Source organism: Flavobacterium sharifuzzamanii, from assembly GCF_003254585.1.
In the GTDB taxonomy this organism is placed as follows: domain Bacteria; phylum Bacteroidota; class Bacteroidia; order Flavobacteriales; family Flavobacteriaceae; genus Flavobacterium; species Flavobacterium sharifuzzamanii.
In genome coordinates this window covers 231469-246282 of sequence record NZ_QJGZ01000038.1, presented here as the reverse complement: position 1 = coordinate 246282, position 14814 = coordinate 231469, and the positions used below count along the sequence as shown (strand labels likewise).

The following is a 14814-nucleotide window of genomic DNA, read 5'->3' as shown; positions in this document are numbered from 1 at the left end:
AGCCAAATCGTGTCTACACCTCAAAAAGCCTTATTTAACTGGAGCAGCGGAAAAGATTCTGCTCTTGCCTTATATAAAACATTACAAAATAATGATTTTCAAATTGAATGTTTGCTGACCAGCGTAAACCAACAATATCAGCGCATTTCTATGCACGGAATTCGTGTTGAATTATTGCAGGAACAAGCACAAAACATTGGAATCCCGCTAAAAATTCTAGAAGTGCCCGAAATGCCAACAATGGAAGTTTACGAGAAAGTAATGACCGAAACTTTAACCGAATTAAAGCAAAATGGTATAACACATTCTATTTTCGGAGATATTTTTCTGGAAGATTTACGTCAATACCGCGAAAATCAATTGGCAAAAATTGGGCTAACCGGCGTTTTCCCTATTTGGAAAATCCCAACTCAAGATTTAATTCAAGAATTTATTTCATTGGGATTCAAAACAATTGTGGTTTGTGTCAACGAAAAGTATTTGGATAAAAGTTTTGTCGGCAGAATAATCGATCAGGATTTTATAAATGATTTACCGGAAAACGTTGATGTTTGCGGTGAAAACGGTGAATTTCATACTTTTACATTCGATGGTCCAATATTCTCAAAACCCATTGATTTTGAAATTGGCGAAATCGTCTATAGAAAATACGAAAAACCCCAAAAACAAGATTCATCAAATACAGCCTGCGATACTAATGATGAAACTGCCTTCGATTTTGGCTTTTGGTATTGTGATTTAATTAAAAAATAAATGAAATTTTTCTTTAAATTAGTTTTACTAATCCTAGTTTCTTTTTCTCTTCAAAGCTGTTTAGTCAGCAGATGCGAGAGACCTCAAATAACAGGATATATTTATGATGCCGAAACAAAACTGCCTATTGTAAATTGTAAAGTTGGAGAAGTTTTAAGTCAGTCAAACGGTTATTTTTCATTAAAAGAAAAACGGTATCGCCAATTTACCTTTTTTGGTTTTGAAGCGCCAACTTTGGCTGTAAATGAAGTAGTTGAAAAAGAAAATTACGAATCTCAAAACATTCAATTTATGCAGCCTTTTGGCGGTGGAATGAAAAAAGGAGCTTTTCATAATGCAGACACGATTTATATCAAGAAAAACATTTTAAAAACAAACTGATTATGGATTTAAAAGAAAATGATGAAGTAAAAAAAGTAGTTTTCTTTTTGAAAGAAATTGGAATTGATATTATCGAAAAAGAGCTTGGAGATACTTTTTTACCTGGATTGGATTTAGGTCCTGACTGCATTTATATCGATTACAATAAATTATTATATCCTGGCGACATTTTGCATGAAGCTGGACATCTTGCTGTAACAGTTCCAATGGAAAGAAAACTAATCGGTACAGCGGAAATTTCTCAAGACTGGCCAACTCAAGGTGACGAAATTGCGGCGCTTTTATGGTCTTATGCAGCACTGCATCATTTACAGCTCTCACCTGAATTTGTATTTCATCCACACGGTTATAAAGGCAATTCTGAGTGGTTTATTTCGAATTTTACTTCAGGAAATTATATGGGTTTGCCTCTTTTAGAATGGATGGGATTATGCCTAGGAAACGAAAAAGCCGAAAAAGAACAAAAAATGCCTTTTCCAGCTATGCAAAAATGGATTCGAGATTAATATTAAGTCGATTGATCGACCAACGTTTTCAAGAACCATTTGTTCTCTTTTAATTCAAAGACATAATCAATATAAATTCCGTTATCAAGTCCGCGTTGCTCAAGAGTAGCTTTGTTTTTCTTTACTAATAATGTGCGTTTTAAATATTTCTCATCAGCTTTATTATTGAGATGAAGGACTTTGTATCCTTCTTTTGCCATTGTATAATCTGATAATTCAAAATCGTCATTGTTCGCTTTGTACTTTAGAGGAAAAATAACTCTGCTGATTTGAAATTTAGTATCTGAATTGAACTTCTTAAAAAATTCACTAAAATCTTCGGAGGCTGTTTTTGTGCTCTGAGCATAAACAAATGAATTTAAACTCATTGCAAAAACAAGAAATATATAAAAATACTTTTTCATTATTCATTATACATTTTAAGCAAGTTGGTAACCGTGTTCCAGTTTCGAATTGTTGCTGTTACATTTAATTTCTTCTCAATATACTTTTGGTCAAAACGGGTTTTTCCGGCACCAATATCATATTTTATAAAAATTTTATTTTCATCAATGCTGGCTTCATCGGGTTTGAACTGGCTAATTTTCAAATCGTTTATATTTTCTTTTTTCAATGTCGTTGAAACGAAAGCCACATAGAGTTTTTTCGTATCGATATCCTTCTCTTTCAAAAACGGATTATTAGTAAAACACGATTCCAAGTTTTCTTTGGTAATCATCACGACAGGAACTTCGTGGCCAAAAACTTTAAAGATTTCCTGTTTGATCATAAAACCAACTTTCGAAGCATCTTCTTCACTATCCACAAAAACATTTCCAGATTGCAGATAGGTTTTTATATTTTGAAAACCAAGATTCTCCAGCATTGCTTTCAAAGCTTCCATTTTCATCATATTATGCCCAGAAACATTGATTCCGCGTAAAAGCGCTAAATGTGTTTTCATTTTTTCTAATTTTTTTTCAAAGATAAAAAACACTATTCATCTTCTTCACTGATTTCAATGCCAAACTTTACTAAAAAGTCGTTAAACTTTTGTTTATACTTTTTTTGTGCTTCTTCTACAATTTCATCGGCTTCTTCGTTGGTTTCTACTGCATTGAGATTAAATTCTTCTTGTACCCATTCACGAAATTCTTCCTTATTTTCACTTTCTTCGTAATATTCTTCGTCTTGATAAAAATAAGCTTTATCGAAATCAACAGAAATTTCGGTGTCTAATGTTAGAAGTTGAATTAATTTTTGAGTGTTTTCTGCTACGACATGAACTCCGCCTTCATCTCCAAAAACAACTATAGGGCAATTGTTCAAATCATTATCGATAATCCAATACGCATACGAACTTCCTGAACCATTTGCGCCTGCAAATTCGATAAAACTATTATAAAATTCTTCTTCTTCAGACCATGTTTTTATACCAGTTTTTTCCTCCGTTATGGTTAGTCCAAAACATTCCGAATACGTTTCTACGCCATATTCCTGCTCAAATTTATACAGTTTTACTAAATCTTCTGGCAGTTTGTAATTGCCAAATTGAGAAGCAAATTCCTCCAATGAAAATCTATTACTATAATCGGCATATTCTGTTTCATCATCTTCGTCATTATCTTCAACAACTTCGGCCGTCAATATTTCAAAAGTTTTCATGACAGCATTTTTTACACAGAAAAATTCAATTCCTGGAGCATTTTCGTCATTCATCCATTGGTATTTCGGATCTCCGTTTTCATCTAGATATTCCAGAATAATCATAATTTCTTGATCCTCATGACACCATAAAGCACGCATTCTGATATTAAAACCATTCGAAATTTCTTCTGAAATCTGACTGTATTTCTTCCCTTCATAATCAAAAGGGACAAACAAATAAGTTGTTCCCGAGATATGTCTAACGATTTTTCCACTTTCTTTTAGCTCTTCAGTTTCAGACAAAACTTCGACCATATTAATAAACTGATTTCGGAAATCAGCATACATGTACTTTTCTTTTTTATCGTAATCTAAGATTGAAAGACCTTCTTTAAAAACATCTAAATAATTATTGCCTAATATTTCTTCGTTATAATCTGAAATTTCAATAAAAGAATCTTCAACAATATCAGACAGTTTATGGGTTGAAGGCAGATAGTTCTCAACAGTAATAATAGATCCGTCAGTATCTTGCACAGAACTACAGATTAAAATATCGGGTCTGTTGGCACTGATAATTGCTTGAACATCTGTAAAACGCTCAAAATGAAATAGCATATCGTCACTATAAATCAGCCAAGCTGTAAGATCTCCTTTTACAAAAAGTTCTCCGTGATTGTATTCGCCTGCAAGTGTGTCGCATTGCAGGCCACCGCCTAAATAATGAACACTTCCGAACAGATTAATATTTACTGTTGTAGTTTTTCCTAAAACGATCAAAGCAGGAGAATTATCGGTATCATAAGAACTGATCAGTTTTGAAACTGTTAGATTTCCTTTAAAAATAAAACCTAAAATAAAAATATCAGGATGTTCTTCGGTACTGAAATCCATCTCAAATGAATCCATTTCTACATCTTCTTCTGCTAATAAAAATATTGGATTTTCTTCGTAATCGGGAAAACGCCAAGTATCTTCAAAAACATTATAGATTTTCTGATTGCTGAAATCAGTAAGATCTCCAATGATATTATGCGCTTCATGTCGGTTAATTACCTTGAATGTAATCCCAGAAAATACCATTGTTTCAAAAGGAACTTTTTCTTCTTTAATCATAATTTGAGGCTTATAATTTAAATGTTTTAACAAATCTAGTAATTATCTTTTTTATTAAAACAATACTGACGTTAAATAAAAAACTCCGTTAGGAAACTAACGGAGTTTTACAAATTGCAATATTAAATTTTAATTTGATTTCTTAAATACGAAACTGGCATCACATGCACGGGCATCATCTATTAATTTTCCCGACTCGTCTAGAGTAAAACTTTCTATCAAACCGCCTCCACAGCTCGAAATAAATGAATTATCCTTTTTCTCTTTATAAGTTAATACAAAACGAGTAAGATTATCTTTGATTATAATCTCAAAAGTTCCTGTCAGCGTTACATTGATATTTTCATATACTCTGTTTTTTGAAAATGTATTATCCTTATTAAAAATATAAGAATACTGATTTGAAGAAGGATGGTCATTCTTAGGTTCATTATATTGCACCCATTTTCCATAATAGTCTGTAATGGCTGTATCTGCCTTATTGCTTGAATCGTCATTTGAGCAAGAAATTAAAGACGCAAACATTACAATTAAAAGTCCAATTTTTTTCATTTTTAAAGTTTTTGATGGTTAATTATTATTAAGATTTTACTTTCTTAAAATGGTTGCGTCTTCAATTTACAATTTTACGATAAGTTAACATTCAAGCACTTGAAAACAACAAATCATTTTCAAAATTCCTAATTAAAATCTATCTTCGCTTTTTAAAGAAAAAAGAATCTAGAAGAAAGAAAATAGAATATACTTTGTCTTTCTTCTTGGTTCTCTACTCTTTTATTCTTGGCTCTATAAAATCTAATCTTCGAATGTCTAATAATCTTTTTGAAACTCCTATTGAATACTTAAAAGGTGTTGGTCCAAGCCGTGGCCAGCTGCTTCGTAAGGAATTGGGCATTCATAAATATGGGGATTTAGTTAATCTTTTTCCGAATCGATACATTGACAGAACGCGTTATTATAAAATTAATGAACTGCAAAATACGGGCTCTGAAGTTCAGATAATTGGCAAAATAATCAACATCAAAACAGTTGAATTTGCTAAAAACAAAAAACGTCTTGTGGCTTCTTTTGTTGATGAAACGGGGCAAATTGATTTAAACTGGTTTCAAGGCCATAAATGGATCCGCGAAAGTTTAAAACTCAATGAACCTTTGGTAATTTTTGGAAAATGTTCGCTGTATGGAAGCCAGTTTAGTATGGCGCATCCCGAAATTGAATTATTAAGCGAACACGAAAGAAGTTTGCGTTCTGCCATGCAACCGGTATACCCTTCAACAGAAGCTTTGGCTAACAAAGGCATTTCAAACCGAACGATTAATAAATTAATGGAACAGCTTTTCTTGGAAACACAAGCGTTGTTTACAGAAACTTTTCCGCCATTTTTGATCGAAGAACTGAAGCTGATTCCGAAACGTGCCGCTTTATTCAATATTCATTTTCCGAAAAGCGCTGAGATTTTAGCGAAAGCGCAATTCAGACTAAAGTTTGAAGAACTGTTCTTTATTCAGCTGCAGTTAATCACTAAAAACCTTATTCGAAAGCATAAAATAAAAGGACATCCATTTGATAAAGTGGGCGAACTTTTTAATGAATTTTATAAAAATCATCTGCCTTTTGATTTAACAAATGCCCAAAAAAGAGTTATTAAAGAGATCAGAACTGATATGGGAAGCAACGCTCAAATGAATCGTTTGCTTCAAGGTGATGTGGGTTCTGGTAAAACTATTGTGGCTTTTATGAGCATGCTTTTGGCTATTGATAATGGTTTTCAGGCTTGTTTGATGGCTCCGACGGAAATCTTAGCCAATCAGCATTTTCTTGGATTGTCTGAATTTGCTCAAACATTAAACATCAATATTCGAATTTTAACCGGTTCTACCAAAACTTCTGAAAGAAAAATTATTCATGAAGAATTAGAAAGCGGAGAACTTAAAATTTTGATCGGAACTCACGCTTTATTGGAAGATAAAGTGCAGTTTCAGAATTTAGGTTTGGCTGTAATTGATGAACAGCATCGTTTTGGTGTGGAGCAAAGGTCTAAATTGTGGAAGAAAAATGATATTCCGCCACACGTTTTGGTTATGACTGCCACTCCTATTCCGAGAACTTTGGCTATGAGCTTATATGGTGATTTGGACATTTCGGTTATTGATGAATTACCACCAGGCAGAAAACCTATTCAAACCGTACATCGTTATGATACAAATCGTTTGAAAGTATGGAAATTTCTTCGTGATGAAATTGCAAAAGGTAGACAGATTTACATTGTTTATCCGTTGATTCAAGAATCAGAAAAAATGGACTATAAAGATTTAATGGATGGTTACGAAAGTATTTCTCGTGATTTTCCGCTTCCTCAATATTCTATTTCTATTCTTCACGGAAAAATGAAACCTGCAGATAAAGATTCCGAAATGAAGCGTTTCTCTGAAGGAAAAACGAATATCATGGTTGCCACAACTGTGATTGAAGTTGGTGTAAACGTGCCAAATGCTAGTGTAATGATTATAGAAAGTGCCGAAAGATTCGGACTTTCTCAATTGCACCAGCTTCGCGGACGTGTAGGACGTGGTGCCGAACAAAGTTATTGTATCTTAATGACAGGACATAAATTAAGCTCCGACAGCAAAACCAGAATGGAGACTATGGTACAAACCAACGATGGTTTCGAAATCGCCGAAGTAGACTTAAAGCTTCGTGGTCCAGGCGACTTAATGGGAACACAACAAAGCGGTGTTTTAAACCTGCAAATTGCAGATATCGTAAAAGACAGAGAGATTTTATCTCTAGCAAGAAATTACGCCATGAAAATCTTAAAAGAAGATTCTGCTCTTCAAAAACCAGAACATGCTGTTTTAAGAAACATCTTCATAGAGTTGACTAAGAAAAAGAATATTTGGAATTATATTAGTTAACTGAGGTGCAAAGGTACAGAGGTACAAAGGCTCAAAGGTTTTGAAGATTCTAGTTTAAACTTTGAACCTTTGAACCTTTGAGCCTTTGAACCTAAAATAAAAAAACTCCATTGCGTCCTTAATTATTTATCATTCAGGTGATTTAGTTTTGCTGGGGGACAAATTTAAAGGGGATGAATATTCTTCCGGACACAATGAAGTATATACTTGATTATTTCTTTTTCACATCATTCTTTTTTTCGAAAATACCACTGAACAAACCTTTGCTAATTTTGTTTTTATCATCTTTTCCAGTTGCAATCAAATGATCGATATATTCCATATAGGTCTTCTTTCTTTCTTCTAGAAAACCTACCAGATACTCTTCAGATGCGTGCATACCGCTGGTTTCTTCTATCTGCAAAAGTTTCTTGTACAAAGGCTCGATAAATTTTACAATAATCTCATTCGGAACCGATTTTCTGGTGCCAAAATAACCAACAATTTCACCATCTGTATCGGCGATTATTTTAAAATCAGTTACAACCCAGTAATAACGCCCAGTTTTAGCCATGTTCTTTATGATAACATGAATATTTTCGCTGGATTTAATACTGTCCCATAAAAATTTAAAAATAACCTTAGGCATATCCGGATGGCGAACTATATTGTGAGGCTGGCCGACAAGCTCAAATTCATCATAACCAGAAACATCTATAAAGTCTTCATTAGCATATAAAATGGTTCCTTTTTTATCAGTTTTACTTAGCAGTACTTTATTCTTATTCCAATCCACTTCTCTATCAGAAGGTGTCGGACGGTGCAATCTGGTATCCATAAATTTTACATTTAAATTAATTTACAATTCAATAAGTATAAAATGAATCCTTTAAACCATTTTTAATTTGACTCGATCTCCAAGACAAGCAGAATATTTCTGATTTTGCGAAAAACTGTTTCCAGTTCATTTTCCAACCATTCAGGAATCTCGTTATTAACCGCAAGATTAAGCTGGCGAATATCATTCATAATCTGGATTAGCTTTTTATACTGAAAGTCAAGATCGTAAACATGTGAACTAGTTTGGTAATTTTTAAAAATCTCTTTTACCTCTATTTCAAAATCAGATTGGACTTTAATTTTTTCAATCGAATCTAATGTTATGCTTTCATTCAAAAAATCTTCAATTATCTTTTTAAGATTATGCAGCGTAGGCACTGCAGTTGGTAAATCATACTTAAACATACAATTGGTTTAAAAAATATTAGTATTGTTTTTGGGGGGCTTGGTTTGAATTCTAACTCTTGCTATTTGTTGATTTCACATGGATATCATTAACTAGATCATCAATTTTTTTAGCACTTTCTCTCATCATTTCAAGATAAGTAAGCAATTTATCATTATCTGTATGGCCTTTTGAGACATCAATAAGCTTTAAAACTGAATTTACAGGTAATTTCAAATCTAAAGTTGTTCTATGAATAAAATCATTATAATCTTTTGTAGCAGACATTGAACTGTATTTTGCAGAAGCCAATTTCATGTTTTCCAATTCATATTCGTCTGAAATTTTTGAAATGTGATTTTCACTGTGCTCTTTAAAATAATACGCCCAATAGCCGTTCATAAAAAATACTACAGCCGCCAAAACGGTATGGATAATTAAGGTTTCAAGATCAAAATTTACTTGTGAAAAATAAACCTGAAGTCCGTTTGCGTCATTGTATATATAATTTTGAAGATAAGCTAGTCCTGCGTGATGAAGCACAACCAGCAAAGTAAGCGGAATTTGAAGTTTCCAGTTTTGATAAATAATCAAAATCGTACTGGCAATAAATACCGTAAAATGCATTTCGAACATTCCGTGCATTTGATAAATGTACTGTGCCATAAAAATAGCCAGAACAATAGACAGGACATACTGGTAAAACTTAGAATTTTTCATAAAAAATTTTGCCGAGTAGTACAAAAGAAGATTCAGCGTTCCAACGCCAACGCCAATTTCGAAAGTATCGTATTTAAAAGACAGTCCGATACCCAAAAGAAAATATACTGCAAGTACATAATTGATAATTGTATCTGATTTTTGTGTCATTGTAGACATAAAACTGTGCAGATAATCTTGTTCGTTTAAGCTAGCTTTTGCTTTCATAGGTTAATAGATTTTGGTTATTGGAAAATAGTTATTTAGTACATTTTGGTAATGAACATCCGTAAGCTCTTAGAGCTAAAGCATTAAAAGAAGGATTGTCTTTTCTGCTAAGGAGAGAATCGATCGCCATTTGAGCATAATTGCTTGAAGCATCTGTACAATATCTTGTTTTATTGTAATTGCCTCGATAGTACAAATTATGCGACTGATCTAGTAAAACTGCTTGAGGTGTTGAAATAACGCCACAATTTTTAGCAATTGATTCATCAAAATAAACAGGAATTTTAGCATCAAACTTTTGCTGGATTTCATCAATAGTGAAATTTTTCTGTTTGTTTAACACTACAATTTTAAAATTTATCAGATCTCCATACTTTTTTATCAAACTGCTAACATGTGGTACATTGAACCGCGAACAAGGGCATTCGGGATTAAAAAAATGTATAAAAATAGGCTTATTATCAAATGCGCAACATGGGCCAAGTTCTACTTTAGATCCCATTGCAATAGCGTGATAATTTTTTGGAATAGGCGTTGGAAGACTGTATTTAAACTCGTTCTGCCAAAACAGGTAACCAATTGAAAGAAGTAAAAATGTAAACCATAAACCTAGAAGTAATTTTTTCTTCATAAATTATTTTTTTTATATTATTCAACAACGAAAGAATAAACACTTGTTAATATAATTATTCATTATATATAACCAAACCCAAAAAAAAACAACTTCTACATAGAAATTTTAACATAAATAACAAACGCAACCGTTAGCTTTTATGTAAAATCTTTTCATTTTGTTTAACATATCAATAATACAAATAAAATCGATAAAGTGCAAAAAAAATCAGACAAAAAGATTAAAATTTTCTTTCATGGCAGAAACAATCGATACTTCGACAGATGAAAAAGCAAACTCTATTTGGAGTTTTGTTTGTTTTCGAGAAAAAAATTTAATCTTTAATTAAACCTTTTTGCCAACTTATAGTCTAAATGCAAACCTTTGTACATACAAATGTTAAATAAAAGCTAACGGCTTTCGATTTCACACCAAAAAGTTAAATTTGTAAACTTGCTGAAAAACAAAACCTAAAATCTATATTCACCTCAATTTTATGAAAGTAAAACACCTCATTTACACCCTTTTAATTATTACAATTGGAGGCTTTATTACCTACAGAATCGTCTCTAATAAGGGTAAAAACGAAGACTCTAAAAAGTTTAATGATAAAAAATCTCCAACAACTGTTAACGGACTTGTAATAAAAACAGCAACTTTTGACAATAATTTAGCGTTGTCTGGATCTATTGAAGCAAATGAACAAGTTGAAATTCACAGTGAGGTTTCAGGAATTGTGGAAGGCATATTCTTTAACGAAGGTACGAATGTAACTAAAGGACAAGTACTTCTTAAAGTAAATGACATTGAACTAAAAGCACAGTTAAGACAAGCTTTAACCAGAGAAGATTTGGCTGCTGAAAATGCAAGAAGAGCGAAATTGCTATTGCAAAAAGAAGCAATCAGTCAGGAAGAAGCTGATGTTGCAAAAGCTGATCTTGCTTCTGCTCAGGCTCAAAGCCAATTAATTAGAGCTCAGATTTCTAAAACATCAGTAAGAGCACCATTTTCAGGAAAAATTGGTTTACGTAACATTTCTCCAGGAACTTACATTACTCCTACTGTCTTGGTAGCAAAGTTGGTAAATACTAGCAAATTAAAAATTACTTTTTCAATTCCGGAAAAATACGCATCAGAAGTAAAATCGGGATCTATAATCGATTTTAAGGTTTCTGGATCAGACAAAATATATAATGCAAAAATCTACGCTATCGAACCAGAAGTTGCTGTTGCGACTCGTACACTTCAAATTCGTGCACTTGCTGATAATAATGACGGAAAACTTTTTCCAGGAACTTTTGCAGACGTCAAATTACCTTTAAATATTATTAAAGACGCTATAGTTGTTCCTTCTCAGGCAATTATTCCGATTCAAGATGGTAAAAAAGTTTTTATTGCTAATAACGGACAGGCAAAAGAAGTAATGGTTGATGCAACAACAAGAACAGATTCTTCTATTTTAATTTTATCAGGATTAAAACCTGGAGACACTTTAATTACAAGCGGTGTTATGTCTTTAAAAGATGAAGCTCCAATTAAAGTTCAAATAAAATAGTTCTAAAGCCAAAAGTCAAAAGTCGAAAGACTTGAATATAGATTTAAAGATGGTAGGTCAAGATTTAGCAATAAATCTGAAATCTAAAATCAACAATCTAAAATCTAAAATCAAACATGAGTTTATCAACTACAAGTATTAGAAGACCTGTTTTAACAATAGTACTGAATCTATTAATTATATTATTCGGTTTTATTGGTTATACTTTTCTAGGTGTTAGAGAGTTTCCCTCTATTGACCCTGCTCAGGTATCCATTCGTACTAATTATACTGGTGCCAATGCTGATATTATTGAATCGCAAATTACAGAACCACTTGAAAAAGCAGTAAATGCAATTGACGGAATTAGAAATATTACATCTTCAAGCAACCAAGGAAGCAGTAACATTACCATAGAGTTCAACTTAGATAAAGATCTAGAAGAAGCAGCAAACGACGTTCGTGACAAAGTTTCGCAAGCCATTAGAAGTTTACCGCAAGATATCGATGCTGCTCCAGTTGTATCTAAAGCCGATGCAGATAGTGAGGCGATTATTTCGATGACTGTTCAAAGTGACACTAGAAGTTCATTAGAATTGAGTGATTACGCTGAGAACGTTATTTCGCAAAGATTAGAAACAATTCCTGGCGTAAGTGCTGTGCAAATCTGGGGACAAAAACGTTACGCAATGCGTTTGTGGATTGATCCAGCAAAACTTTCTGCTTATGGATGTACCGTTTCAGATGTTCGTACAGCATTAAATGCTCAAAACGTCGAATTGCCTTCTGGAAAACTTACAGGAGACAATACTGAATTAACAGTAAAAACAGTTGGAAATCTTTCTAAACCAGAAGAATTCAACAATATTATTATTCGTACAGATGGTGATAAAATTGTTCGTTTAAGTGATATCGGAGGCGCTGAATTAGGGCCAGAAAACTTAGAAACAAAATTAAGCCAATCTGGACTTCCGTTAATTGGTCTTGCTATCGTTCCGATGCCCGGCGCAAATTATTTGGACATTTCAGCAGAGTTTTATAAAAAATATGAAGCTTTAAAGAAAGATCTTCCAAAAGACATCAAACTTAATATCGCACTTGACAATACTATTTTCGTAAAGAAATCAGTACTTGAGGTTGCCGAAACATTAGGGATTTCAATCATTCTGGTTATCATTATTATTTATCTGTTTTTCAGAGACTGGGCTATTGCTTTCAGACCTTTAATTGATATTCCAGTTTCTTTGATTGCTACTTTTTTTATCATGTGGCTTTTTGGATTCTCTATCAACGTTTTAACCTTATTGGCTATCGTTCTGGCAACAGGTCTTGTGGTTGATGACGGAATTGTGGTAACAGAAAATATCTTCAAAAAAGTTGAAGAAGGAATGACACCTATTGAAGCAGCAATTAAAGGCTCTAATGAGATTTTTTATGCAGTAATTTCGATTTCAGTAACATTGGCGGCAGTATTCTTACCTGTAATTTTCTTAGAAGGTTTCGTTGGACGACTCTTTAGAGAATTCGGGGTCGTAATTGGAGCTGCAGTATTAATTTCTGCCTTTGTATCATTGACATTAACTCCTATGTTGAATGCTTATTTAATGAAAGGCGGCGAACAGAAAAAGTCGAAATTTTACATTAAAACCGAGCCTTTCTTTGAAAAAATGAACAGCAGCTATGCTGAAGCGCTGACAAAATTTATGGATAGAAAATGGATCAGTTTTCCTATCCTTATTGCTTGTTTTGGATTAATTTATTTATTCTTTACTATTCTTCCAAAAGAAACTGCTCCTTATGATGACCGAAGCGCTGTAACTATGCGTATGACGACTCCTGAAGGTTCTTCTTATGAATATACAGATAAATTTATGCAGGAGATTTCAAGACTAATTGATGACTCTATTCCAGAGAAAAAAGTTAGTTTGGTAATTACTTCTCCAGGATTCAGTTCAAACTCTGTAAACAGCGGTTTGGTGCGACTTACCCTAAAAGATGTCGACGAAAGAAAGAAATCTCAAAAGGAAATCGCTGACGAATTAACCAAATGGACAAAACAATATCCGAATGCTAAAACTTCTGTAACGCAGCAACCAACAATTGCTGTAAACAGACGTGGTGGTCTGCCAATTCAATACATTATTCAGGCTCCTAATTTTGATAAACTAAGAGAAAAAATTCCTCTTTTTATGAATGAAGTTGGAAAAAGCGATGTGTTTTCGACAACAGACGTAAACCTTAAATTTAACAAACCTGAAATTAATGTTAGCATTGACCGTGCAAAAGCTGAAAGTTTAGGAATTTCTATTCTTGATATTGCGCAGACTTTACAGCTTTCTTTAAGTGGTCAGCGTTTTGGCTATTTTATTAAAAACGGAAAACAATATCAGGTAATTGGACAGTTTGACCAAAAAGACAGATCGAAACCCTTGGATTTGACTTCTATGTTTGTAAAAAACAAAAAAGGCGAATTGATTCAGATGGATAACGTTGTAAGCGTTTACGAGCAAAGTAATCCTCCACAATTGTATCACAATAATAGATACATGTCTGCGACTGTTTCTGCTGGTTTAGCACCTGGAAAAAGTTTAGGAGAAGGTATCGAAGAAATGAACCGAATTAAGGCTAAAGTTTTAGATGAAAGTTTCACAACAGATTTAGCTGGAGAATCAAGAGATTTCGTAGAAAGTAGTTCTAATACTTCTTTTGCTTTCGGATTGGCTTTACTGTTGATCTTCTTAATTCTAGCAGCACAATTTGAAAGCTTTATTGATCCGTTTATCATCATCCTGACAGTTCCTATGGCTGTTGCGGGAGCATTATTCTCATTATGGCTATTCAACCAAACTTGGAACATTTTCAGCCAAATTGGTACCGTAATGTTAATTGGTTTGGTAACCAAAAACGGTATTTTGATTGTAGAATTTGCTAATCAATTACGAGAACAAGGCAAACCTAAACTAGAAGCTATTTTAGAAGCTTCAGAAGCACGTTTACGTCCAATTTTAATGACGAGTTTAGCTATTGCATTAGGAGCGCTTCCTATCGCAATGTCACTTGGAGCTGCATCTACGAGTAGAATTGGTATGGGAGTTGTAATTGTGGGTGGAACTATTTTCTCATTGGCTTTAACGCTTTTTGTAATTCCTGCTATTTATTTTATGTGGTCTAAAGCAAGAAAACATTATCCTGAGTTTGACCATATTGACGAATACGAAAGAGACAGCATTAAATAGAAA

The 14814-nt window shown here is 33.2% G+C and carries 14 protein-coding genes; 6 read left to right on the top strand and 8 right to left on the bottom strand.

The features are described 5' to 3' along the window. Positions 1 to 9: 9 nt before the first annotated feature. Genes DMA14_RS11720 through DMA14_RS11710 form a run of 3 tightly spaced genes read left to right on the top strand, consistent with a single transcriptional unit; the run spans position 10 to position 1640 of the window. Positions 10 to 753: a Dph6-related ATP pyrophosphatase gene (locus DMA14_RS11720; protein ID WP_111424847.1), complete on the top strand. Its 744-nt coding sequence runs from the start codon at positions 10 to 12 to the stop codon at positions 751 to 753. Next, entirely contained in the window at positions 754 to 1134 is a 381-nt protein-coding gene (locus DMA14_RS11715; RefSeq protein ID WP_111424846.1) for a hypothetical protein, read from the top strand. It begins immediately after the preceding gene. Positions 1135 to 1136: 2 nt separating this feature from the next. Then, positions 1137 to 1640: a hypothetical protein gene (locus tag DMA14_RS11710; protein WP_111424845.1), complete on the top strand. Its 504-nt coding sequence runs from the start codon at positions 1137 to 1139 to the stop codon at positions 1638 to 1640. Between the two features lie 2 nt (positions 1641 to 1642). Here the strand turns inward: DMA14_RS11710 and DMA14_RS11705 are convergent, their stop codons facing one another. The 4 genes from DMA14_RS11705 to DMA14_RS11690 form a co-directional block, all read right to left on the bottom strand. Further along, positions 1643 to 2044, bottom strand: a complete 402-nt coding sequence (locus DMA14_RS11705; protein ID WP_111424844.1) for a DUF4348 domain-containing protein — start codon at positions 2042 to 2044, stop codon at positions 1643 to 1645. Beyond that, complete coding sequence (locus DMA14_RS11700) at positions 2044 to 2583, bottom strand: DUF1697 domain-containing protein (protein ID WP_111425040.1); 540 nt, start codon at positions 2581 to 2583, stop codon at positions 2044 to 2046. The genes DMA14_RS11705 and DMA14_RS11700 overlap by 1 nt, the downstream gene beginning before the upstream one ends. Before the next feature lie 32 nt (positions 2584 to 2615). Next, positions 2616 to 4382, bottom strand: coding sequence for a hypothetical protein (locus DMA14_RS11695; protein ID WP_238989962.1), 1767 nt, complete (start codon positions 4380 to 4382; stop codon positions 2616 to 2618). A gap of 129 nt (positions 4383 to 4511) precedes the next feature. Further along, a complete protein-coding gene (locus DMA14_RS11690) occupies positions 4512 to 4934 on the bottom strand; it encodes a hypothetical protein (protein WP_111424843.1) in 423 nt (140 codons plus the stop codon). A gap of 254 nt (positions 4935 to 5188) precedes the next feature. Between DMA14_RS11690 and recG the strand changes: the two genes are divergently transcribed. Beyond that, positions 5189 to 7297 carry an ATP-dependent DNA helicase RecG gene (gene recG / locus DMA14_RS11685; RefSeq protein ID WP_111424842.1) on the top strand — a complete coding sequence of 703 codons (2109 nt, stop codon included), beginning with the start codon at positions 5189 to 5191 and terminating at the stop codon, positions 7295 to 7297. Between the two features lie 211 nt (positions 7298 to 7508). On the opposite strand, the gene DMA14_RS11680 is transcribed toward recG, so the two are convergent. The 4 genes from DMA14_RS11680 to DMA14_RS11665 all read right to left on the bottom strand — a co-directional run bounded on the left by DMA14_RS11680 (position 7509) and on the right by DMA14_RS11665 (position 10059). Next, positions 7509 to 8114 carry a PAS domain-containing protein gene (locus DMA14_RS11680; protein WP_111424841.1) on the bottom strand — a complete coding sequence of 202 codons (606 nt, stop codon included), beginning with the start codon at positions 8112 to 8114 and terminating at the stop codon, positions 7509 to 7511. A gap of 62 nt (positions 8115 to 8176) precedes the next feature. Beyond that, positions 8177 to 8521 carry a hypothetical protein gene (locus DMA14_RS11675; RefSeq protein ID WP_111424840.1) on the bottom strand — a complete coding sequence of 115 codons (345 nt, stop codon included), beginning with the start codon at positions 8519 to 8521 and terminating at the stop codon, positions 8177 to 8179. Positions 8522 to 8573: 52 nt separating this feature from the next. Further along, on the bottom strand, positions 8574 to 9428 hold the full coding sequence (locus tag DMA14_RS11670) for a hypothetical protein (protein ID WP_111424839.1): 855 nt from the start codon (positions 9426 to 9428) through the stop codon (positions 8574 to 8576). 31 nt (positions 9429 to 9459) lie between these two features. After that, positions 9460 to 10059, bottom strand: a complete 600-nt coding sequence (locus DMA14_RS11665; protein WP_111424838.1) for a DUF6436 domain-containing protein — start codon at positions 10057 to 10059, stop codon at positions 9460 to 9462. A 478-nt stretch (positions 10060 to 10537) separates the two neighbouring features. Between DMA14_RS11665 and DMA14_RS11660 the strand changes: the two genes are divergently transcribed. Beyond that, positions 10538 to 11596 carry an efflux RND transporter periplasmic adaptor subunit gene (locus DMA14_RS11660; protein ID WP_111424837.1) on the top strand — a complete coding sequence of 353 codons (1059 nt, stop codon included), beginning with the start codon at positions 10538 to 10540 and terminating at the stop codon, positions 11594 to 11596. A 116-nt stretch (positions 11597 to 11712) separates the two neighbouring features. Beyond that, the gene (locus DMA14_RS11655; protein WP_111424836.1) at positions 11713 to 14811 is read left to right on the top strand and encodes an efflux RND transporter permease subunit; all 3099 of its coding nucleotides are present in this window, start codon (positions 11713 to 11715) and stop codon (positions 14809 to 14811) included. Positions 14812 to 14814: the final 3 nt, after the last annotated feature.